Genomic DNA, 22264 nt, shown 5'->3' with positions numbered 1-22264 from the left:
TTTCTGAACTAACCGTAAAAAGGAGCCATAAGCGGCTCCTTTTGTCTTTTAGTGGTATCCCATGATTTGTGCGCCAATCACCACCACGCTGGACATAATGAATAGCAGCCCCAGCAGCGTCGCACCCACTTTCAACCAGTTACGGAAATCCACCCGACAGACGCCTAATGTCGCCATCAGTGATGCAGAGGTCGGATAGATGATGTGGCTAAAGCCATCGCCAAACTGGAACGCCAGTACGGTGACCTGACGGTTAACCCCCATCAGATCGCCGAGCGGCGCTAACAGCGGCATGGTCAGCGCCGCCTGGCCCGATCCCGACGTTACAAAGAAATTAAACACTGCCTGGAAGAGCAGCATAAACCACGCGGCAACGGCGTTGTCCAGTCCGCTGATGCCGTTGGCGATGCTGTGTAACAGCGTATTGAGCACGCTGGCGTCACCCGCTTCGCCGTTGCCTACCAACAGTAAAATGCCTTTGGCAAAACCTACCAGCAGGGCGGGGGCAATCATCATGCGTGCGCCTTCGGTGAATGAGGACGCCATAATGTTGACCGTCATGCCGTTAAGACGGAAGACAACGGCGATAATGCCAATGACCAGGCCCATGGTGAAGAACTGGCTGGCTATCTCCGGAATAAACCATGCGTTGACGATAACGCCCCAGACCACCCAAACCATCACCCCGGTCAGTACCAGCAGCACCAGCCAGTCGCCGATTGTGAAGCGGCGCTCGACAACGTCATCCTGCTGTTCGCGAAAGAAACGGTCAGATTCATGCACGCGTGACAGAAGCGGATTCTTTTTCACCCGCGAGGCATAGACCAGGGTAAACGTCAGACCGATCAGTGTCGAAATAACCCATACCACGATGCGCAGACCGGAACCGGAGAGGACCGGTACGCCGGCAATGCCCTGCGCGACCACCACGCAGAAAGGGTTCATCCATGAACTGGCAAAGCCAATTTGTGTCGCAATATAGGTCACTAACACCGTGGTGATACTGTCATACCCCAGTCGCACCATCAGCGGCGCGATGATGATCGCGAAGGCAACCGCCTCTTCTCCCATGCCGAACACCGCACCGCCCAGCGAGAAGAGAATAAACAGTACCGGGATAAACAGAACCTCGTTGCCTTTGGTATGACGGATGAGCGCAAGGATGCCGTTATCAATAGTTCCCGTGCGCATAACGATGCCAAACGCGCCGCCAATCACCAGCATAAACATGATGATACCGACGGCAGTACCGAATTTAGAGCCGGAGGTCAGCCCTTCGAACGGGAAGTTCATCAGTCCCGGGCTTTCATCGCCGGTAGTGAAGAATTTAACCGGATGATACTGCGCTTCACCGGCCTCGTTGGTCAGAATACGGAAAGAGTGGGGGTCAACCACTTTACGGGTTTTTGTCTGACCATCTACCTGGTATTGCACCTCCTGGCTGTCGAACATCCCGACGGGGACAACCCAGGTCGCAAGGCTGGTTAAAATGGCGACAAAGAAAATAATGACCAGCGTATCGGGCATGGCCCATTTTCTGGCTGGCTGTGTTTCGGTTACTGCAGACATGAAAGACTATCCCTGTTGCAAAGCAAAGAGGCTAAGTATGCAAACAGGCGAATGGTTATTCATTGATGCAGCGCAGTTAAGCAAATAAATCCGTTTTTGCATTGCCAGAAACGGCAATAAAAAAGCCGGAAATCAGGGTGATTTCCGGCTTTTGACCGGGCCCGTCCGGACCCAGCGGAGACAACTTACTGCTGTTGTGAAGACTGAATCGCGGTCAGAGCGATGGTGTAGACGATATCGTCAACCAGCGCGCCACGGGACAGGTCATTCACCGGCTTGCGCATACCCTGCAGCATCGGCCCGATGGAGATCAGGTCGGCAGAACGCTGTACCGCTTTGTAAGTGGTGTTACCGGTGTTCAGATCCGGGAAGATGAACACGGTAGCGCGACCCGCAACCGGAGAGTTCGGCGCTTTGGATTTTGCCACGTCAGCCATCACGGCGGCATCGTACTGCAGCGGACCGTCGATCATCAGGTCAGGACGTTTTTCCTGTGCAAGACGAGTTGCTTCACGCACTTTCTCAACGTCGCTACCCGCACCAGAGGTGCCGGTGGAGTAGGAGAGCATTGCGACGCGCGGTTCGATACCAAAGGCAATGGCAGAGTCAGCAGACTGGATAGCGATTTCAGCCAGCTGTTCAGCGGTCGGATCCGGGTTGATCGCGCAGTCGCCGTAAACGTAAACCTGTTCTGGCAGCAGCATGAAGAAGACGGAGGAAACCAGTGAACTGCCTGGCGCAGTTTTGATAAGCTGCAGCGGCGGACGAATGGTGTTAGCCGTGGTGTGAACAGCGCCTGATACCAGACCGTCAACTTCGTCTTGTTCCAGCATCAGCGTACCGAGAACCACGTTGTCTTCCAGCTGTTCGCGGGCAACGGTTTCGGTCATGCCTTTGCTCTTACGCAGTTCAACCAGACGCGCGACATAGCTTTCGCGAACCACTTCCGGATCCACGATTTCGATGCCAGCGCCGAGCTCAACGCCCTGAGAGGCCGCAACGCGGTTGATCTCTTCCGGGTTACCCAGCAGTACGCAGGTTGCGATACCACGTTCAGCACAGATGGCTGCCGCTTTCACGGTACGCGGTTCGTCGCCTTCTGGCAGCACAACGCGTTTACCGGCTTTACGCGCCAGTTCGGTCAACTGATAGCGGAAGGCTGGAGGAGACAGACGACGGCTACGCTCAGAGGTCGCGGTCAGGGACTCGATCCAGTCAGCGTTGATGTAGTTCGCCACGTATTCCTGAACTTTCTCGATGCGTGCGTGATCGTCAACCGGCACTTCCAGGTTGAAGCTCTGCAGGCTCAGAGAAGTTTGCCAGGTGTTGGTGTTCACCATGAATACCGGCAGGCCGGTAGCGAAAGCGCGTTCACACAGTTTAGAGATGCGCGCATCCATTTCGTAGCCACCGGTCAGCAGCAGGGCGCCGATTTCAACGCCATTCATCGCGGCCAGACACGCGGCAACCAGCACGTCCGGACGGTCAGCGGAGGTGACCAGCAGGGAACCGGCGCGGAAGTGTTCCAGCATGTGCGGAATGCTACGCGCACAGAAGGTGACAGACTTCACGCGACGCGTATTGATGTCGCCTTCGTTGACGATGGTGGCATTCAGGTGGCGCGCCATATCGATCGCACGGGTCGCGATCAGCTCAAAGCTCCACGGCACTGCGCCGAGAACCGGCAGTGGGCTGCTTGCGGTGAGCTGTGCCGGATCGACTTTTACGACCTGCGCTTTGGAAGAGTCGTCGAAAATCTCAGACAGATCCGGACGGGTACGACCTTGTTCATCAACCGGAGCGTTCAGTTTGTTCACGATAACGCCGGTGATGTTGGTGTTTTTTGCGCCGCCGAAGCTGCTGCGAGTCAGTTCAATACGCTCGTTCAACTGTTCCGGCGTATCGGTGCCCTGAGACATGACGAAGACGATTTCCGCGTTCAGCGTTTTAGCGATTTCGTAGTTCAGAGACTGCGCGAACTGGTGTTTACGGGTTGGGACCAGGCCTTCAACCAGTACCACTTCTGCGTCTTTGGTGTTCGCATGGTAGTTTGCGATGATCTCTTCCATCAGCACATCTTTCTGGTTGCTGGACAGCAGAGACTCTACGTGGCTCATCTTCAGCGGTTCAGCCGCGGTGACAGAAGAGTTTGCACGAACGATAGCGGTGGTCTGGTCTGGCGCATCGCCACCAGCGCGTGGCTGGGCGATGGGCTTAAAGACACTCAGACGAACGCCTTTGCGTTCCATAGCACGGATGACGCCGAGGCTGACGCTGGTCAGGCCGACGCTGGTTCCGGTAGGGATCAGCATAATAATACGGGACACGGTTTATCCTCTTTCGTTACCGCCCGTTGGGCGGGTTACAAAACAGCACCGCCAGCTTAGCTGGCGGTGTGATATCAGGCAGTCAGACGGCTCGCGTCTTGCGCGATAACCAGTTCTTCGTTGGTTGGGATCACCACCGCAGGACGGGTACCTTCTTTGTTGATGAAACCAGATTTGCCGAAACGGGCAGCCAGGTTACGTTCATGATCAACTTCAAAGCCCAGCACGCCCAGTTTACCCAAGGACAGCTCGCGAACCATGGCCGCGTTCTCACCGATACCGCCGGTGAAGACAACGGCGTCCAGACGACCGTCCATCAGCGCCGTGTAGGAACCGATGTACTTCGCCAGACGGTGGCAGTAAACGTCCATTGCACGTTTCGCGTCTTCTTTGGTGGTGTAGTTGTCTTCAACATAACGGCAGTCGCTGGTCACTTCGGTCAGACCCAGCAGGCCGGATTCTTTGGTCAGCATCTTGTTGATCTGATCAACGCTCATGCCCAGCGTGTCGTGCAGGTGGAAAATGATTGCCGGGTCGATGTCACCAGAGCGGGTACCCATCACCAGGCCTTCCAGCGGGGTCAGGCCCATAGAGGTATCAACACATTTACCATTGCGGATAGCAGAAACAGAACCCCCGTTGCCCAGGTGGCACGTGATGATGTTCAGCTCTTCTACCGGTTTGTTCAGCATTTTTGCCGCTTCCTGGGTAACGAAGAAGTGGCTGGTACCGTGCGCGCCATAACGACGAACGCCGTGTTCTTTGTACAGGCTGTACGGCAGGGCATAGAGGTAAGACTCTTCCGGCATGGTCTGATGGAACGCGGTGTCAAACACAGCCACGTTTTTGTCTTTCAACTGCGGGAAGGATTTCAGTGCTTCTGCAATCCCGATCAGGTGAGCCGGGTTATGCAGCGGTGCGAAAGAGGCAGAATCTTTGATGCCCTGAATAACAGAGTCATCGATAACCACGGAGCTGGTATACTTCTCGCCGCCGTGTACGATACGGTGACCGATTGCAGTCAACTGCGCAGACAGTTCTGGTTTTTGTGCCAGAATAGTATTAACGATAAAGTTCAGCGCTTCACTGTGAGCGGCGCCTGCACCCAAAGCCGCTTCTTGTTTACCGCCGTCCATTTTCCATTTGATACGTGCTTCAGGGAGATGGAAACATTCGGCTAAACCAGAAAGGTACTCTTCACCGTTAACTGCATCGATGATTGCAAATTTCAGTGAGGAGCTACCGCAGTTCAGAACCAGTACTAACTTACTCGACATGGAAGTACCTATTATTGATACGTGGCTAAAAAAACGTCAGGGAGCCATAGAGCGTAGCGCAGTGTGACGCTGACATTTATGATTAACATCATGCCAGTTGTCTTTTTTGGCATGATGGAAGAAATACCTTTGAGTCTATGCCATTTTGCGTATTTTTCAGCCAATGGCATACTATATGTAAATTTGACGACTCAATGATTTTGGACTACAGGCCTTTTACAGGCCGCTACAGGATACCCGATAGTGGGTATCAATGACAAAATGTTTTGAACGTTGTCCCGTATAGTTGTTGTTTTGCACAAATATTTGAAATTTTATATGTGAAGTTGAGGTAAGCCATGTCGACGCCGGATCATCGCTCCGTAAATTTTTTTAGCCTTTTTCGTCGGGGGCAACATTACTCAAAGACGTGGCCAATGGAAAAGCGCCTTGCACCCGTCTTTGTTGAGAACCGCGTGATTCGGATGACACGTTACGCTATTCGCTTTATGCCGCCGATCGCTATCTTTACCCTGTGCTGGCAGATAGCACTGGGCGGCCAGTTAGGGCCTGCCGTCGCCACCGCGTTGTTCGCGCTCAGCCTGCCGATGCAGGGGCTATGGTGGTTAGGGAAGCGTTCCGTCACGCCGCTGCCGCCCTCGATCCTGAACTGGTTTTATGAAGTCAGAGGCAAATTACAGGAGGCGGGGCAAGCGCTCTCCCCGGTTGAAGGGAAGCCGGATTACCAGGCGTTAGCTGACACGCTTAAGCGTGCCTTCAAACAACTGGATAAAACTTTCCTTGATGATTTGTAATTGCCCCCTGATTACGCATATAAAAGAAGGCATATTAATGCCTTCTTTTTTTTCACCGTTGTAGAGTGATACAGGAGTCCCAAATGGAAATGACCAACGCTCAACGTCTTATTTTGTCTAATCAATACAAAATGATGACTATGCTCGATCCGACTAACGCCGAGCGTTATCGTCGTCTGCAGACGATCATTGAACGCGGTTACGGTCTGCAAATGCGCGAACTGGATCGGGAATTTGGCGAGCTGAAAGAGGAAACCTGTCGTACGGTTATCGACATCATGGAGATGTATCACGCTCTGCATGTCTCCTGGGCCAACCTGAAAGATGCGCAAAGTATTGATGAACGTCGGGTAACCTTCCTGGGCTTTGATGCCGCAACGGAAGCGCGCTATCTCGGTTATGTTCGCTTTATGGTGAATGTGGAAGGACGTTACACCCATTTTGATGCCGGCACGCACGGTTTCAACGCGCAGACCCCAATGTGGGAAAAATACCAGCGGATGTTAAGCGCGTGGCATGCCTGCCCGCGTCAGTATCATTTGAGCGCCAACGAAATCAACCAAATCATCAATGCCTGAGGAGGTGAACGTGCAATGCAAGGGCTTTCTGTTTGACCTGGATGGAACGCTGGTTGACTCGTTACCTGCTGTGGAACGTGCATGGTGTAACTGGGCCGATCGTTTTGGGCTGACTCATGACGAAGTGTTAAGTTTTGTTCATGGCAAGCAGGCGATTACCTCTTTGCGCCATTTCATGGTGGGCAAACCTGAGGCGGAAATCGCTGCGGAGTTTACGCGTCTGGAGCAAATAGAAGCGACAGAAACGGCGGGCATCACCGCGCTGCCTGGTGCGGTTGCGCTGCTTAACCATCTGAACAAGGCCGGGATCCCGTGGGCGATTGTAACATCAGGGTCGATGCCGGTTGCGCGCGCACGTCATCAGGTGGCCAACCTGCCAGCCCCGGAGGTTTTCGTGACCGCTGAGCGGGTCAAACGTGGTAAGCCGGAGCCGGATGCTTATCTGCTCGGCGCGCAACTGCTTGGTTTAGCGCCGCACGAATGTGCGGTGGTGGAGGATGCCCCTGCGGGCGTGCTCTCGGGACTCGCCGCAGGCTGCCATGTTATCGCAGTAAATGCCCCGGCGGATACGCCGCGTCTGGATGAGGTCGATTTCACCCTGACCAGCCTGGAGCAGCTTTCGGTGACCAAACAACCGAATGGTGATGTGGTTGTATTAAGAAATACCTGATCATGATTTAGCCCCGGCTTGTCGGGGCTTTTTTATGGCAGAATCATTCCATCTTCTCATCTGACAAGGATAGGTTGTGAACGGTGAATTGATCTGGGTTCTCTCGCTGTTGGCGATTGCTGTGATTTTGTTTGCGACGGGCAGAGTGCGTATGGACGCGGTAGCTCTGTTTGTCATCGTAGCCTTTGTTCTCAGTGGCACACTGACCCTTACTGAGGCCTTTTCAGGATTCAGCGACCCTAATGTGGTGTTGATTGCCGCGCTGTTTATCATCGGCGACGGGCTGGTACGCACCGGCGTGGCGACCGTCATGGGCACCTGGCTGGTGAAAATGGCGGGCAGTAGCGAAATCAAAATGCTGGTCCTGCTGATGCTGACCGTTGCCGGGCTGGGCGCGTTTATGAGTTCAACCGGCGTCGTTGCTATCTTTATTCCCGTGGTACTCAGCGTCTCGATGCGTATGCAAACGTCGCCGTCGCGCCTGATGATGCCGCTCAGTTTCGCCGGGCTTATCAGCGGCATGATGACGCTGGTGGCCACCCCGCCCAACCTGGTCGTTAACAGTGAATTGTTGCGCGAAGGCTATGCCGGTTTCAGCTTCTTCAGCGTCACGCCTATCGGCCTCGTCGTGCTGGTGCTGGGCATTATCTATATGCTGCTGATGCGCTTTATGCTCAAAGGCGACAATCCACAACAGCAGCGAGATAGCTGGAAACGTCGCACCTTTCGCGATCTGATCAAAGAATATCGCCTGACAGGGCGCGCGCGTCGACTGGCGATTCGTCCGGGGTCACCGATGATCGGTCAACGCCTCGACGATCTTAAACTGCGTGAGCGCTATGGCGCCAACGTGATCGGCGTCGAACGCTGGCGGCGTTTTCGGCGGGTGATCGTAAACGTGAATGGGGTATCGGAGTTTCGCGCCCGTGACGTGTTACTGATTGACATGTCCGCCGCTGATGTCGATCTCCGTGAATTTTGTAGCGAGCAATTGCTGGAGCCAATGGTGCTGCGTGGGGAGTATTTCTCTGACCAGGCGCTGGATGTGGGAATGGCGGAAATCTCGCTGATCCCGGAATCGGAGTTGATTGGCAAGTCGGTGCGGGAAATCGGTTTTCGTACCCGCTATGGGCTGAATGTGGTTGGCCTGAAACGTGACGGCGTGGCGATCGAAGGTTCGCTTGCCGATGAGCCGCTGTTGATGGGCGATATCATCCTGGTCGTCGGTAACTGGAAACTGATCGGGATGCTGGCAAAGCAGGGGCGAGATTTTGTCGCGCTTAATCTGCCAGAAGAGGTAAGCGAGGCTTCCCCGGCGCACAGCCAGGCCCCGCACGCGATTTTCTGTCTGGTGCTGATGGTTGCGCTGATGCTGACTGACGAAATTCCTAATCCCATCGCGGCGATTATTGCCTGTCTGCTGATGGGGAAATTTCGCTGTATTGATGCCGAAAGCGCCTACAAAGCCATTCACTGGCCCAGTATCATTTTGATCGTCGGCATGATGCCTTTTGCGCTGGCGCTGCAAAAAACCGGTGGTGTGGATCTGGTCGTGAAAGGATTGATGGACGTGGGCGGCGGTTATGGCCCGTACATGATGCTGGGCTGTCTGTTTACGCTGTGCGCGACCATCGGTCTGTTTATCTCGAATACCGCGACGGCGGTATTAATGGCGCCGATTGCGTTGGCGGCGGCGAAGTCGATGGGCGTTTCTCCCTATCCCTTTGCGATGGTGATCGCGATGGCGGCCTCGGCGGCCTTTATGACGCCGGTTTCATCACCGGTCAACACGCTGGTGTTAGGACCAGGGAATTACAGCTTTAGCGATTTTATTAAGCTGGGCGTACCGTTCACCATTATCGTTATGGCGGTATGCGTGGTGATGATCCCGATGTTGTTTCCGTTTTAATGTTGTATCGCATTGCCGGATGGTGCATACGCGCATCCGGCAAATCGTTACAGCGGAGAGTCCTGGCTAATTTCATCGAGAGACAGGTGAAAACTGGGAACGAAGACTTCCATAAAGTAATCCATCTCCGGGCTGCGGCGTGACTCCAGCGTTTTTTCCAGTCGCGTCTTTGCCAGCAGAAATTCATTATTCCCTGCCGACAACTCTTCCAGACACTTCAGATACGCACACAGCGCATCGGCCTGTTTCACAATCGACTTTTCTTCTTCGCTATATGCATGCTCATCAATCAGCGGGGCAAAAATATCCCGCAGCTCATCGGGCACCATATCGACCAGTTTCTGCTGAGCGATTTTCTCAATAGCCTTATATTCCTGGGCGATTTGCGAATTGAAATATTTTACCGGCGTGGGCAGATCCCCGGTCAGCACTTCTGACGCATCGTGATACATCGCCAACAGCGCAATGCGTTCGGCATTAACCTGACCGGCAAACTTACGATTTTTGATCGCCGCCAGCGCGTGGGCCACCATCGCGACCTGGAGACTGTGCTCAGAGACGTTTTCTGTGCGCACATTGCGCATTAAAGGCCAACGGTTAATGAGTTTGAGGCGGGAGAGGTGGGCAAAAAAATGGCTCTGCTTCATAGTGACCTTTTCATGATGACAACCTGGAGGTCATTGTGCGCAGAGAAGGCCGCCGGATGCAAATGCTCGTCATACTTCACGTTGCAGGACAAAACACCCTGGGTGTTTTGTCCTGCAACGCATTTTGGATTAAAGCTGGTGATATCCCGACAGGAAACGTGCAAATTTGCTCAGCGACATCTCTATGTCGTCGATGCGGGGCAGGGTGACGATGCGCACGTGATCCGGCCACGGCCAGTTAAATGCCGTCCCCTGAACCAGCAGGACTTTTTCCTGTAACAGAAAATCGAGCACCATTTTCTGGTCGTCATGAATATTGAAGCGCTTCGCGTCAATTTTCGGGAACATATACAGCGCACCGCGCGGTTTCACGCAGGAGACGCCCGGAATATCGTTGATCAATTCCCAGGCGCGATTGCGCTGCTCATACAGACGACCGCCGGGCATGATGAATTCACTGATACTCTGGTAACCGCCCAGCGCCGTCTGAATGGCATGCTGTGCCGGCACGTTGGCGCAAAGACGCATCGATGCCAGCATTTCCAGCCCTTCGATATAACCTTTCGCATGCTTCTTCGGCCCGTTGAGAACCATCCAGCCCTGACGGAAACCGGCCACGCGATAGGTTTTGGACAGGCCGTTAAAGGTCACGGTCAGTAGATCCGGTGCCATCGCGGCGATGGAATGGTGCTCGGCGTCGTCATACAGGATCTTATCGTAGATCTCATCGGCAAAAATAATGAGATCATTCTGCCGCGCGATCTCGACGATCTCCATCAACAGCTCTTTGGAATAAACCGCGCCGGTCGGGTTGTTCGGGTTAATGATGACGATCCCACGGGTACGCGGCGTGATTTTGGCGCGGATGTCATCAAGGTCCGGGAACCAGTCGGATGATTCATCGCACAGGTAATGCACCGCATTGCCGCCGGAAAGCGCGACCGCCGCCGTCCACAGCGGATAATCCGGCGCGGGCACCAGCATTTCGTCCCCACTGTTCAGTAATGCCTGCATCGCCTGCACGATCAGTTCTGAAACGCCATTACCGATGTAGATATCTTCGACGGTGACGTCACGCATGCCACGCGCCTGATAGTGCTGCATGATGGCTTTACGCGCGGAATAGAGGCCTTTGGAATCGGAATAACCTTGTGCAGTAGGCAGATTACGGATGACATCCACCAGAATTTCATCGGGGGCGTCAAAGCCAAAAGGGGCGGGGTTACCAATGTTCAGTTTCAGAACCTTATTGCCTTCTTCTTCAAGGCGTTTCGCTTCCTTCAGAACAGGACCGCGGATGTCATAACAGACGTTATCTAATTTGCTGGATTTCTCAATGGGGGACATGAACCTTGACCTTTATGCTGTTATCACCACTTCCTGCCGTGGAAGTCAGTTTGGAACAATGTACTCCCCCAGCGGGGCGTTTTGAAGGCTTTGCAGAAGAAGATTTTGCTGAATGGTGACGTGCTATTGTGCTGTCATTAACTGATTTTTACGTAATATATAGAGATAAAAACAGGTTATTCCGATTTTTATAGCATGATATTGCGATTTTTACGTTCTCGGGTGGCCGATTCTCTTGCTTACAAAAAGGTTCAGCGCCCGTGAAATTTCGGGGAGAATTCTGACGTCATTTAATAATTCGTAAATACTGAAAGATTAATCACTGCCCGTGTTATCGGGATGTACGGGAACCCTGGCGGTGTAAATCTAATGTTAAGCAGGATTTATGAATGACCTGGAATCTCATTAATTATTATTTAATAATTAAAAAGGCTTTACGCAAGGCGCGAATAATAGCGAGTTGATTTGAGAAACATAACAAAACTTTGCATCAGATTATTCGCATTAATGCTTATAAATAAAAAGGTTTTAGGTTAAGATACGCATGATGAAATGACATGTGGCCGCATGATTTGTTAATATCCCGAATGGGTTTTTGTGGCTAACTTACTGCCATGTATGCTTATTTCTCGTTGATGTATGCCCGGTTCCATTCTTTACATTTACACTTTTTACATCCAGAAAATGGCAGAAATCTACATAGGCTTTAATAGGTCAGCCCGTTCTTAACGAAATAACCTGAGAGTTCGCGTAAGGTATTATTACGTAAGAAAGAGGGTAGCATTTCGCCAGTCACATGATATACCTATTTACTTTCACCTGCTGTCAGCGGGTGACTCTGCTAAGGAAGCGCATTACAAACGGAATTGCTTGATTTTGTATGCACAGCATTAACAAGCTCAGTATGAGCCGCCAGTAAGTGAAAAATTATGATAAATGCAAATCGTCCGATAATTAACCTCGACCTCGATCTGCTGAGAACATTTGTTGCTGTTGCCGATCTGAACACATTTGCAGCAGCAGCTGCAGCGGTATGTCGTACTCAGTCTGCGGTGAGCCAACAGATGCAGCGCCTCGAACAGCTCGTGGGAAAAGAACTCTTCGCTCGTCACGGTCGTAACAAACTGTTGACTGAACACGGCATTCAGCTTTTGGGTTACGCCAGAAAAATCCTACGTTTCAATGATGAGGCCTGCTCATCATTGATGTTCAGCAATCTTCAGGGAGTATTAACTATCGGGGCTTCGGATGAATCCGCCGATACGATACTGCCTTTCCTCCTGAATCGCATTAGCTCGGTTTATCCGAAGCTTGCGCTGGATGTCAGAGTGAAGCGAAATGCCTTCATGCTCGATATGCTGAAATCGCAAGAGGTGGATCTGATCGTCACCACTAACCGTCCCGGACCGTTTGAGAGCCTGACGCTGCGTACCTCGCCGACACACTGGTACTGTGCCGCAGAGTATGTGCTGCAAAAGGGCGAACCGGTTCCGCTGGTGTTGTTGGATGATCCCAGTCCGTTCCGTGATGTGGTTCTTGCCACCCTGAATGCGGCGAACATCCCCTGGCGACTGGCCTATGTGGCGTCGACATTGCCGGCCGTGCGCGCGGCGGTGAAAGCTGGTCTTGGCGTGACGGCGCGTCCGGTAGAAATGATGAGTCCGGATCTACGCGTGCTGGGGGCAGTTGACGGATTACCGCCGTTGCCGGACACCGAATACCTGCTGTGCCGTGACCCGGCCTCGAAGAACGATCTGGCGCAGGTTATCTATCAGGCGATGGATACCTGGCAGAATCCGTGGCAGTACAGCCCAATTACCCCAGAAGGGGGAGATGATTCCGTGCTGGTCCAGGGAGACTATGAGTAACGGGTCACAAAAAAAGCATTAAAAAGGGCAAGTGTAAAAAAGAGCCACTGGAGATTAAAAAACATCCAGTGGTTCTTTTTTTGTACTAATATCCTTAACGGGCAGGAGGAAAAAGGTAAAAATCCTCATAAATCAGCGAGTAGACGTTGCGATTAAAAAATGCGTAAAAAATAAGCGAAATTCGCAGGTCAACCCTCTCATGTTAAAAAACGAGAGAAATTGTTGCTGTTTTTTGAGGTGGATTAACAAAAGCGTGTCACAGATCAAGAAAATACTCCCTTTTAGGGGAAGGCTTTTGGATCAATTCCTGTCAAAATAGGCGCGTTTTTTTCTACTTACTTCACAACGGACACGATTCAACAACATCCCCATTTAGCCTGTGAATCGATCGACACGGTGCTAAAGCGCATTAAATGTTAAGGGTGTTGTTATCATGTAAATTAATGTGAGGAAACTTTTGTTAAAGTTGACAAAAGGTTATAGAAAGGAGTAAAAAACCCCATCAATTGGCTGTCTAAAACATTTTCTGCAGCGATTGTAAGGTTTTTTTTATTCCTCCCCATGAATCGATGTGGCGTTCATCTGCCGAAAAGAGCAGAGAATTTGGCGCTACTTTTGATGAGTAAGCAATGAGTATGTCAACATCCACTGAAGTCATCGCTCATCACTGGGCATTCGCTATCTTTCTTATTGTTGCCATTGGCCTGTGCTGCCTGATGCTTATCGGCGGTTGGTTTTTAGGCGGTCGCGCACGCGCGAGGTCAAAAAACACCCCGTTTGAATCAGGTATCGACTCGGTCGGCACCGCCCGCTTACGCCTGTCTGCCAAGTTTTATCTGGTAGCCATGTTCTTCGTTATCTTCGACGTTGAAGCGCTGTATCTGTTCGCATGGTCGACCTCTATCCGCGAAAGCGGTTGGGTAGGCTTTGTGGAAGCTGCAATTTTTATTTTTGTGTTACTGGCAGGTCTGGTTTATCTGGTGCGTATTGGCGCGCTGGACTGGACGCCCGCGCGTTCACGCCGCGAGCGTATGAACCCGGAAACGAACAGTATCGCTAATCGTCAACGCTAACCGCGAGGCATTAAGATGGATTATACGCTCACCCGCATAGATCCTAACGGTGAGAACGACCGTTACCCCCTGCAAAAACAGGAGATCGTAACCGACCCCCTGGAACAGGAAGTTAACAAGAACGTGTTCATGGGCAAACTGCATGACATGGTTAACTGGGGTCGCAAAAACTCAATCTGGCCTTATAACTTCGGCCTTTCCTGCTGCTATGTAGAGATGGTGACCTCGTTCACCGCCGTACATGACGTGGCGCGCTTTGGCGCGGAAGTCCTGCGTGCTTCACCACGTCAGGCTGACTTGATGGTGGTAGCGGGGACCTGCTTTACTAAAATGGCGCCGGTCATTCAGCGTCTTTACGATCAGATGCTGGAGCCGAAATGGGTCATTTCCATGGGCGCATGTGCCAACTCCGGCGGTATGTACGATATTTATTCGGTAGTGCAGGGCGTTGATAAGTTTATCCCTGTGGATGTTTACATCCCGGGTTGCCCGCCGCGTCCGGAAGCGTACATGCAGGCGTTAATGCTGTTGCAGGATTCCATTGGCAAAGAACGTCGTCCGCTCTCCTGGGTGGTTGGCGATCAGGGCGTTTATCGCGCCAACATGCAGTCAGAGCGCGAGCGTAAACGCGGCGAACGCATTGCAGTCACGAATCTGCGTACACCAGACGAGATTTAATTTGCGCCTGTCGGCAGCAGCATTTTACTTCGCCTATCACTACATAAATCGCGCGAAGCTCTGTCGACAGTCACCACGGACCATTTGCAATGGTGAACAATATGACCGACTTAACCGCGCAAGAAGCCGCATGGCAGACCCGGGATCACCTTGATGACCCGGTCATCGGCGAACTGCGCAACCGTTTTGGGCCGGATGCCTTTACCGTTCAGGCGACTCGCACCGGGGTACCCGTTGTTTGGGTCAAGCGTGAACAATTACTGGAAGTGGGCGATTTCTTAAAGAGATTGCCGAAACCTTACGTCATGCTGTTTGACTTACACGGCATGGACGAACGTCTGCGCACACACCGCGAAGGGTTACCCGCCGCGGATTTTTCCGTTTTCTACCACCTGATTTCCATTGAACGCAATCGCGATATCATGCTCAAGGTGGCCTTGTCTGAAAACGACCTGCGTGTACCAACCTTCACCAAACTGTTCCCGAATGCTAACTGGTATGAGCGTGAAACCTGGGACATGTTTGGTATTGAATTTGACGGACACCCGCACCTGACGCGTCTGTTGATGCCGCCAACCTGGAAAGGCCATCCGCTGCGTAAAGACTACCCGGCGCGTGCTACCGAATTCGATCCGTTTGAGCTGACCAAAGCGAAGCAGGATCTGGAAATGGAAGCGCTGACCTTCAAACCGGAAGACTGGGGCATGCAGCGTGGTACCGAAAACGAGGACTTTATGTTCCTCAACCTCGGCCCGAACCACCCGTCTTCACACGGTGCATTCCGTATTGTTCTTCAGCTTGATGGCGAAGAGATTGTCGACTGTGTGCCTGACATCGGTTACCACCACCGTGGTGCTGAAAAGATGGGCGAACGTCAGTCCTGGCATAGCTACATTCCGTATACCGACCGTATCGAATACCTCGGCGGCTGCGTCAACGAGATGCCGTACGTGCTGGCAGTGGAAAAACTGGCGGGCATTACCGTACCGGATCGCGTTAACGTTATCCGCGTGATGCTCTCCGAGCTGTTCCGCATTAACAGCCATCTGCTGTATATCTCGACGTTTATCCAGGACGTCGGCGCCATGACGCCGGTCTTCTTTGCCTTTACCGACCGTCAGAAAATCTACGACATCGTAGAAGCGGTCACCGGCTACCGTATGCACCCGGCCTGGTTCCGTATTGGCGGCGTGGCGCATGACCTGCCGCGCGGCTGGGACAAACTGCTGCGTGAGTTCCTTGACTGGATGCCGAAGCGTCTGGCGTCTTACGAGAAAGCCGCACTGCAAAACACCATTCTGAAAGGGCGTTCGCAGGGCGTGGCCGCTTACGGCAAGAAAGAAGCGCTGGACTGGGGCTGCACCGGCGCGGCGCTGCGTGCGACCGGTATTGATTTCGACGTGCGTAAAGCACGCCCTTACTCTGGCTACGAAAACTTTGACTTTGAAGTGCCGGTTGGCGGCGGGGTTTCCGACTGCTACACCCGCGTGATGCTGAAAGTGGAAGAGCTGCGCCAGAGTCTGCGCATCCTTGAGCAGTGCCTCAACAACATGCCGGAAGGCCCGTTCAAAGCGGATCACCCGTTGACGACGCCGCCGCCGAAAGAGCGCACGCTGCAACATATCGAAACCCTGATCACCCACTTCCTGCAAGTGTCGTGGGGCCCGGTTATGCCGGCGAATGAGTCCTTCCAGATGGTGGAAGCGACCAAGGGTATCAACAGTTACTACCTGACCAGCGATGGCAGCACCATGAGTTATCGCACCCGTATTCGTACCCCGAGCTACGCGCATTTGCAGCAGATCCCGGTGGCAGTACGTGGCAGCCTGGTGTCCGACCTGATCGTCCATCTGGGTAGTATCGATTTTGTTATGTCAGATGTGGACCGCTAATTATGCACGAGAATCAACAACCACAAACCGAGGCTTTTGAGCTGAGTGCGGCAGAGCGTGAAGCCATTGAGCACGAGAAGCACCACTACGAAGACCCGCGTGCGGCGTCCATTGAAGCGCTGAAAATCGTTCAGAAGCAGCGTGGCTGGGTGCCGGACGGTGCGATCCACGCGATCGCCGATGTGCTGGGGATCCCGGCAAGCGATGTCGAAGGTGTTGCGACGTTTTACAGTCAGATCTTCCGCCAGCCGGTGGGTCGCCACGTGATCCGCTATTGCGACAGCGTGGTGTGCCATATCAACGGTTACCAGGGGATTCAGGCTGCGCTGGAGAAAAAGCTCAACATCAAGCCGGGGCAGACGACCTTCGACGGTCGCTTTACGCTGCTGCCGACCTGTTGCCTTGGGAACTGCGACAAAGGGCCGAACATGATGATCGATGAGGATACTCACGCTCACCTGACCCCGGAAGGCATTCCTGAACTGCTGGAGCGGTATAAATGAAAGACATTATCCGTACTCCCGAAACGCATCCGCTGACCTGGCGTCTGCGTGATGATAAACAGCCCGTGTGGCTGGACGAATACCGTAGCAAGAACGGCTACGAAGGTGCGCGTAAGGCGCTGACTGGTCTGTCCCCGGACGAAATCGTCAATCAGGTCAAAGACGCTGGCCTGAAAGGGCGCGGCGGCGCAGGCTTTTCCACCGGTCTGAAGTGGAGCCTGATGCCAAAAGACGAATCCATGAACATCCGCTACCTGCTGTGTAACGCGGATGAAATGGAGCCGGGCACCTATAAAGACCGTTTGCTGATGGAACAGCTGCCGCATCTGCTGGTGGAAGGCATGCTGATCTCCGCGTTTGCGCTGAAAGCGTACCGGGGCTACATCTTCCTGCGCGGTGAATACATTGAAGCCGCCGTGCATCTGCGCCGTGCGATTGCGGAAGCGACCGAAGCCGGTCTGCTCGGCAAAAATATCATGGGCACCGGTTTTGATTTCGAACTGTTTGTTCACACCGGGGCAGGGCGCTACATCTGCGGTGAAGAAACGGCGCTGATCAACTCCCTTGAAGGCCGTCGCGCTAACCCGCGTTCGAAGCCGCCGTTCCCGGCGACCTCCGGCGCATGGGGTAAACCGACCTGCGTCAACAACGTGGAAACGCTGTGTAACGTTCCGGCGATCCTCGCCAACGGCGTGGAGTGGTACCAGAACATTTCGAAGAGCAAAGATGCTGGCACCAAGCTGATGGGCTTCTCGGGTCGCGTGAAGAATCCGGGACTGTGGGAATTGCCGTTCGGTACCACCGCACGTGAGATCCTCGAAGATTACGCGGGCGGCATGCGCGATGGACTGAAGTTCAAAGCCTGGCAGCCTGGCGGCGCGGGAACTGATTTCCTGACCGAAGCGCACCTCGATCTGCCAATGGAATTTGAGAGCATTGGTAAAGCCGGAAGCCGTCTGGGTACCGCGCTGGCAATGGCGGTTGACCACGAGATAGGCATGGTGCCTCTGGTGCGTAACCTGGAAGAGTTCTTTGCTCGTGAATCCTGTGGATGGTGTACGCCATGTCGTGACGGCCTGCCGTGGAGCGTCAAAATTCTGCGTGCACTGGAGCGTGGCGAAGGCCAGCCTGGGGATATCGAGACACTTGAGCAACTGTGTCGTTTCCTCGGCCCGGGTAAAACCTTCTGTGCACACGCACCGGGCGCGGTTGAGCCGCTACAGAGCGCCATTAAATATTTCCGCGAAGAATTCGAAGCTGGCATTAAGCAGTCGTTCAGCAATACCCACGCGATTGGTGGTATTCAGCCGAACCTGCTGAAAGAGCGCTGGTGATTACAGGCCTCTGAGCCTGTATCGCGATATGAATTTCGATTAACGCTTAGTCTCTGACTAAGCCAACTGGAAGCATGCTGACTATGGCTACGATTCATGTAGACGGCAAAGAATATGAGGTCAACGGAGCGGACAACCTGCTGGAAGCTTGTCTGTCTCTCGGCCTTGATATTCCGTACTTTTGCTGGCATCCGGCGCTGGGAAGCGTTGGTGCTTGCCGCCAGTGTGCGGTGAAGCAATACCAAAACGCGGAAGACACGCGTGGTCGCCTGGTGATGTCTTGTATGACACCGGCAACCGAAGGCACGTTTATTTCGATTGACGACGAAGAAGCGAAACAGTTCCGCGAAAGCGTGGTGGAGTGGTTGATGACCAACCACCCGCACGACTGTCCGGTCTGTGAAGAGGGCGGTAACTGCCACCTTCAGGATATGACCGTGATGACCGGCCACAGTTTCCGTCGCTATCGTTTCACCAAACGTACTCACCGCAACCAGGACCTGGGGCCGTTCATCTCTCATGAAATGAACCGCTGCATCGCCTGTTATCGCTGTGTGCGTTACTACAAAGATTATGCAGACGGTCAGGATCTGGGCGTGTATGGCGCACACGATAACGTCTACTTTGGACGTCCGGAAGACGGTACCCTGGAGAGTGAATTCTCCGGTAACCTGGTGGAAATCTGCCCGACCGGCGTATTCACCGATAAAACGCATTCCGAACGCTATAACCGTAAATGGGACATGCAGTTTGCGCCGAGCATCTGCCAACAATGTTCCATCGGCTGTAACATCAGCCCGGGTGAGCGTTACGGCGAACTGCGCCGTATCGAAAACCGTTATAACGGGACCGTTAACCACTACTTCCTCTGCGACCGCGGTCGTTTTGGCTATGGTTATGTGAACCTGAAAGACCGTCCGCGTCAGCCTGTACAGCGTCGTGGCGATGACCTGATCACCCTCAACGCCGAACAGGCAATGCAGGGCGCGGCAGATATTCTGCGTCAGTCGAAGAAAGTGATTGGCATCGGCTCACCGCGCGCCAGCGTTGAGAGCAACTTCGCGTTGCGTGAACTGGTCGGGGCGGAAAACTTCTATACCGGGATTGCACAATCCGAGCAGGAACGTCTGCAACTGGCACTGAAGGTGCTGCGTGAAGGCGGTGTGCATACCCCTGCGCTGCGTGATATTGAATCTTACGATGCGGTACTGGTGCTGGGCGAAGACATCACTCAGACCGGCGCTCGCGTTGCACTGGCCGTGCGTCAGGCGGTGAAAGGCAAGGCACGCGAAATGGCGGCAGCCCAGAAAGTGGCTGACTGGCAGATTGCGGCGATCCTCAACATCGGCCAACGCGCGAAGCACCCGCTGTTCGTGACCAATGTGGATAACACCCGTCTGGATGATATCGCGGCCTGGACCTACCGTGCGCCGGTTGAAGATCAGGCGCGTTTAGGCTTCGCGATTGCCCATGCGCTGGACAACAATGCGCCAGCCGTTGACGGCATCAGCAGCGACCTGCAAAACAAAATCGACGTGATCGTCCAGGCGCTGGCCGGGGCGAAAAAACCGCTGATCATTTCCGGTACTAACGCCGGTAGCGCAGAAGTGATTCAGGCGGCTGCCAACGTGGCGAAAGCGCTGAAAGGTCGCGGTGCGGACGTCGGCATCACGATGATTACCCGTTCGGTTAACAGTATGGGCCTGGGCATTATGGGCGGTGGTTCGCTCGACGATGCGCTGACCGAACTGGAAACCGGCCGTGCTGACGCGGTGGTCGTGCTGGAAAACGATCTGCATCGTCATGCGTCGGCAACGCGCGTGAATGCTGCGCTGGCAAAAGCGCCGCTGGTGATGGTGGTTGACCATCAGCGTACGGCGATCATGGAAAACGCCCATCTGGTGCTTTCCGCCGCCAGCTTTGCCGAAAGCGACGGCACGGTCATCAACAACGAAGGCCGTGCTCAGCGTTTCTTCCAGGTTTACGATCCGGCGTACTACGACAGCAATACCATCATGCTGGAAAGCTGGCGCTGGTTGCATTCACTGCACAGCACCGTACAGAACCGCGAAGTGGACTGGACGCAGCTTGACCACGTGATCGACGCGGTCGTCGCCGCGATGCCTGAACTGGCCGGTATTAAAGATGCTGCGCCGGATGCCACCTTCCGCATTCGTGGACAAAAACTGGCGCGTGAGCCGCACCGTTACAGTGGTCGTACGGCGATGCGCGCGAACATCAGCGTTCATGAACCGCGTCAGCCGCAGGACAAAGACACGATGTTTGCCTTCTCAATGGAAGGGAACAACCAGCCGTCTGCGCCGCGTTCACAGATTCCATTTGCCTGGGCGCCGGGCTGGAACTCTCCACAGGCGTGGAACAAGTTCCAGGATGAAGTGGGCGGGAAACTGCGCCATGGCGATCCGGGTGTGCGTCTGATTGAAGCCTCAGAGGGCAGTCTGGATTACTTCACGACGGTTCCTGCAAGCTTCCAGGCCCAGGACGGTCAGTGGCGTATCGCGCCGTACTACCATTTGTTTGGTAGCGATGAACTGTCTCAGCGTGCGCCGGTCTTCCAGAGCCGCATGCCGCAACCGTACATCAAACTCAACCCGGCCGATGCCGCGAAGTTGGGCGTGAATGCCGGTACCCGCGTCTCCTTTAGCTACGATGGCAATACGGTCACGCTGCCGGTTGAAATCGCCGAAGGGCTGACGGCAGGGCAGGTTGGCTTGCCGATGGGCATGCCGGGCATTGCCCCTGTTCTGGCGGGTGCGCGTCTTGAGGATCTGCAGGAGGCACAACAATGAGTTGGATTACACCGGATCTGATCGAAATCCTGCTGACCATCCTCAAAGCGGTGGTGATTCTGCTGGTGGTGGTCACCTGCGGGGCATTCATGAGCTTTGGCGAACGTCGTCTGCTGGGTCTGTTCCAGAACCGTTACGGACCGAACCGTGTAGGCTGGGGCGGTTCGCTCCAGCTGGTTGCGGACATGATCAAGATGTTCTTTAAAGAAGACTGGATCCCGAAATTCTCGGATCGCGTCATCTTTACCCTTGCGCCAATGATCGCCTTTACCTCGCTGCTGCTGGCGTTTGCCATCGTGCCGGTGAGTCCGGGTTGGGTGGTCGCGGATCTGAACATCGGGATCTTGTTCTTCCTGATGATGGCGGGTCTGGCGGTGTATGCGGTGCTGTTCGCCGGTTGGTCGAGCAACAACAAATACTCGCTGTTGGGTGCGATGCGTGCGTCTGCGCAGACGCTCAGCTACGAAGTGTTCCTCGGGCTTTCCCTGATGGGCGTGGTGGCGCAGGCCGGTTCCTTTAACATGACCGACATCGTCAACAGCCAGGCTGATATCTGGAACGTTATTCCGCAGTTCTTTGGTTTTGTCACCTTCGCTATCGCGGGCGTGGCGGTGTGTCACCGTCATCCGTTTGACCAGCCGGAAGCCGAGCAGGAACTTGCCGATGGTTACCACATTGAATACTCCGGGATGAAATTCGGTCTGTTCTTTGTGGGCGAGTACATCGGTATCGTCACCATTTCTGCGCTGATGGTTACCCTGTTCTTCGGTGGCTGGCAGGGCCCGTTCTTACCGCCATTCATCTGGTTCGCGATTAAAACCGCGTTCTTCATGATGATGTTCATTTTGATTCGTGCGTCGTTACCGCGTCCTCGTTATGACCAGGTAATGTCCTTCGGTTGGAAAATCTGCCTGCCGCTGACGCTCATCAACTTGCTGGTAACGGCGGCTGTCATTCTCTGGCAGGCGCAATAAGGGGCACAAAGACC

17 protein-coding genes are annotated in these 22264 nt (G+C 53.9%); 12 read left to right on the top strand and 5 right to left on the bottom strand.

The genetic code is table 11. The features are described from left to right. Nucleotides 1-48 precede the first annotated feature (48 nt). The 3 genes from yfcC to ackA all read right to left on the bottom strand — a co-directional run bounded on the left by yfcC (nt 49) and on the right by ackA (nt 5173). Nucleotides 49-1569: a putative basic amino acid antiporter YfcC gene (gene yfcC, locus HVZ37_RS14865; protein ID WP_181627651.1), complete on the bottom strand. Its 1521-nt coding sequence runs from the start codon at nt 1567-1569 to the stop codon at nt 49-51. A 185-nt stretch (nt 1570-1754) separates the two neighbouring features. Next, nucleotides 1755-3896 (bottom strand): phosphate acetyltransferase, encoded by a 2142-nt coding sequence (gene pta, locus HVZ37_RS14860; protein WP_043000012.1) that lies wholly within the window; start codon nt 3894-3896, stop codon nt 1755-1757. Between the two features lie 74 nt (nt 3897-3970). Continuing rightward, nucleotides 3971-5173 (bottom strand): acetate kinase, encoded by a 1203-nt coding sequence (gene ackA / locus HVZ37_RS14855; RefSeq protein ID WP_042317795.1) that lies wholly within the window; start codon nt 5171-5173, stop codon nt 3971-3973. Between the two features lie 338 nt (nt 5174-5511). Between ackA and yfbV the strand changes: the two genes are divergently transcribed. From yfbV to HVZ37_RS14835, 4 genes are all read left to right on the top strand, one after another. Next, complete coding sequence (gene yfbV, locus HVZ37_RS14850; protein WP_042317796.1) at nt 5512-5967, top strand: terminus macrodomain insulation protein YfbV; 456 nt, start codon at nt 5512-5514, stop codon at nt 5965-5967. Nucleotides 5968-6050: 83 nt separating this feature from the next. After that, nucleotides 6051-6545 carry a YfbU family protein gene (locus HVZ37_RS14845; RefSeq protein ID WP_042290698.1) on the top strand — a complete coding sequence of 165 codons (495 nt, stop codon included), beginning with the start codon at nt 6051-6053 and terminating at the stop codon, nt 6543-6545. After that, nucleotides 6538-7215 carry a sugar phosphatase gene (locus HVZ37_RS14840; RefSeq protein WP_044326791.1) on the top strand — a complete coding sequence of 226 codons (678 nt, stop codon included), beginning with the start codon at nt 6538-6540 and terminating at the stop codon, nt 7213-7215. Before HVZ37_RS14845 ends, HVZ37_RS14840 begins: the two co-directional genes overlap by 8 nt. A gap of 76 nt (nt 7216-7291) precedes the next feature. Beyond that, nucleotides 7292-9124 carry an SLC13 family permease gene (locus HVZ37_RS14835; protein WP_099433995.1) on the top strand — a complete coding sequence of 611 codons (1833 nt, stop codon included), beginning with the start codon at nt 7292-7294 and terminating at the stop codon, nt 9122-9124. A gap of 47 nt (nt 9125-9171) precedes the next feature. Here the strand turns inward: HVZ37_RS14835 and yfbR are convergent, their stop codons facing one another. Both yfbR and alaA read right to left on the bottom strand, forming a co-directional pair. Next, the gene (gene yfbR, locus HVZ37_RS14830; protein ID WP_042317802.1) at nt 9172-9771 is read right to left on the bottom strand and encodes a 5'-deoxynucleotidase; all 600 of its coding nucleotides are present in this window, start codon (nt 9769-9771) and stop codon (nt 9172-9174) included. 129 nt (nt 9772-9900) lie between these two features. Further along, the gene (gene alaA / locus HVZ37_RS14825) at nt 9901-11118 is read right to left on the bottom strand and encodes an alanine transaminase AlaA (RefSeq protein WP_043000016.1); all 1218 of its coding nucleotides are present in this window, start codon (nt 11116-11118) and stop codon (nt 9901-9903) included. Between the two features lie 929 nt (nt 11119-12047). Here alaA and lrhA point away from each other — a divergent pair. The 8 genes from lrhA (at nt 12048) to nuoH (ending at nt 22250) form a co-directional block, all read left to right on the top strand. Continuing rightward, nucleotides 12048-12986 carry a transcriptional regulator LrhA gene (lrhA, locus tag HVZ37_RS14820; protein ID WP_043000017.1) on the top strand — a complete coding sequence of 313 codons (939 nt, stop codon included), beginning with the start codon at nt 12048-12050 and terminating at the stop codon, nt 12984-12986. A gap of 629 nt (nt 12987-13615) precedes the next feature. Further along, nucleotides 13616-14059, top strand: a complete 444-nt coding sequence (gene nuoA / locus HVZ37_RS14815; RefSeq protein ID WP_042317806.1) for an NADH-quinone oxidoreductase subunit NuoA — start codon at nt 13616-13618, stop codon at nt 14057-14059. 15 nt (nt 14060-14074) lie between these two features. Next, nucleotides 14075-14737 carry an NADH-quinone oxidoreductase subunit NuoB gene (gene nuoB / locus HVZ37_RS14810; RefSeq protein WP_003028075.1) on the top strand — a complete coding sequence of 221 codons (663 nt, stop codon included), beginning with the start codon at nt 14075-14077 and terminating at the stop codon, nt 14735-14737. 89 nt (nt 14738-14826) lie between these two features. After that, nucleotides 14827-16629, top strand: a complete 1803-nt coding sequence (nuoC, locus tag HVZ37_RS14805; RefSeq protein WP_080343264.1) for an NADH-quinone oxidoreductase subunit C/D — start codon at nt 14827-14829, stop codon at nt 16627-16629. Between the two features lie 2 nt (nt 16630-16631). Continuing rightward, complete coding sequence (gene nuoE, locus HVZ37_RS14800; protein ID WP_042317807.1) at nt 16632-17132, top strand: NADH-quinone oxidoreductase subunit NuoE; 501 nt, start codon at nt 16632-16634, stop codon at nt 17130-17132. Then, nucleotides 17129-18466 carry an NADH-quinone oxidoreductase subunit NuoF gene (gene nuoF, locus HVZ37_RS14795; protein WP_042317808.1) on the top strand — a complete coding sequence of 446 codons (1338 nt, stop codon included), beginning with the start codon at nt 17129-17131 and terminating at the stop codon, nt 18464-18466. Before nuoE ends, nuoF begins: the two co-directional genes overlap by 4 nt. Nucleotides 18467-18549: 83 nt before the next feature. Continuing rightward, nucleotides 18550-21276, top strand: coding sequence for an NADH-quinone oxidoreductase subunit NuoG (nuoG, locus tag HVZ37_RS14790; RefSeq protein ID WP_044258732.1), 2727 nt, complete (start codon nt 18550-18552; stop codon nt 21274-21276). Beyond that, a complete protein-coding gene (gene nuoH, locus HVZ37_RS14785) occupies nt 21273-22250 on the top strand; it encodes an NADH-quinone oxidoreductase subunit NuoH (protein WP_043000018.1) in 978 nt (325 codons plus the stop codon). Before nuoG ends, nuoH begins: the two co-directional genes overlap by 4 nt. Nucleotides 22251-22264: the final 14 nt, after the last annotated feature.

This window comes from Citrobacter sp. RHB35-C17 (assembly GCF_013816795.1).
Classification (GTDB): Bacteria; Pseudomonadota; Gammaproteobacteria; order Enterobacterales; family Enterobacteriaceae; genus Citrobacter_A; species Citrobacter_A amalonaticus.
This window is presented reverse-complemented; position numbering and strand designations above follow the sequence as displayed.

Bases quoted from the DNA above. Each gene is read 5' to 3' on its own strand.
- nuoC (WP_080343264.1), top strand. From the start codon at position 14,827: ATGGTGAACAATATGACCGACTTAACCGCGCAAGAAGCCGCATGGCAG.
- yfbR (WP_042317802.1), bottom strand. From the start codon at position 9,771: ATGAAGCAGAGCCATTTTTTTGCCCACCTCTCCCGCCTCAAACTCATT.
- nuoF (WP_042317808.1), top strand. From the start codon at position 17,129: ATGAAAGACATTATCCGTACTCCCGAAACGCATCCGCTGACCTGGCGT.
- HVZ37_RS14840 (WP_044326791.1), top strand. From the start codon at position 6,538: ATGCCTGAGGAGGTGAACGTGCAATGCAAGGGCTTTCTGTTTGACCTG.
- alaA (WP_043000016.1), bottom strand. From the start codon at position 11,118: ATGTCCCCCATTGAGAAATCCAGCAAATTAGATAACGTCTGTTATGAC.
- lrhA (WP_043000017.1), top strand. From the start codon at position 12,048: ATGATAAATGCAAATCGTCCGATAATTAACCTCGACCTCGATCTGCTG.
- ackA (WP_042317795.1), bottom strand. From the start codon at position 5,173: ATGTCGAGTAAGTTAGTACTGGTTCTGAACTGCGGTAGCTCCTCACTG.
- nuoH (WP_043000018.1), top strand. From the start codon at position 21,273: ATGAGTTGGATTACACCGGATCTGATCGAAATCCTGCTGACCATCCTC.
- HVZ37_RS14845 (WP_042290698.1), top strand. From the start codon at position 6,051: ATGGAAATGACCAACGCTCAACGTCTTATTTTGTCTAATCAATACAAA.
- yfcC (WP_181627651.1), bottom strand. From the start codon at position 1,569: ATGTCTGCAGTAACCGAAACACAGCCAGCCAGAAAATGGGCCATGCCC.
- nuoG (WP_044258732.1), top strand. From the start codon at position 18,550: ATGGCTACGATTCATGTAGACGGCAAAGAATATGAGGTCAACGGAGCG.
- yfbV (WP_042317796.1), top strand. From the start codon at position 5,512: ATGTCGACGCCGGATCATCGCTCCGTAAATTTTTTTAGCCTTTTTCGT.
- nuoE (WP_042317807.1), top strand. From the start codon at position 16,632: ATGCACGAGAATCAACAACCACAAACCGAGGCTTTTGAGCTGAGTGCG.
- nuoA (WP_042317806.1), top strand. From the start codon at position 13,616: ATGAGTATGTCAACATCCACTGAAGTCATCGCTCATCACTGGGCATTC.
- nuoB (WP_003028075.1), top strand. From the start codon at position 14,075: ATGGATTATACGCTCACCCGCATAGATCCTAACGGTGAGAACGACCGT.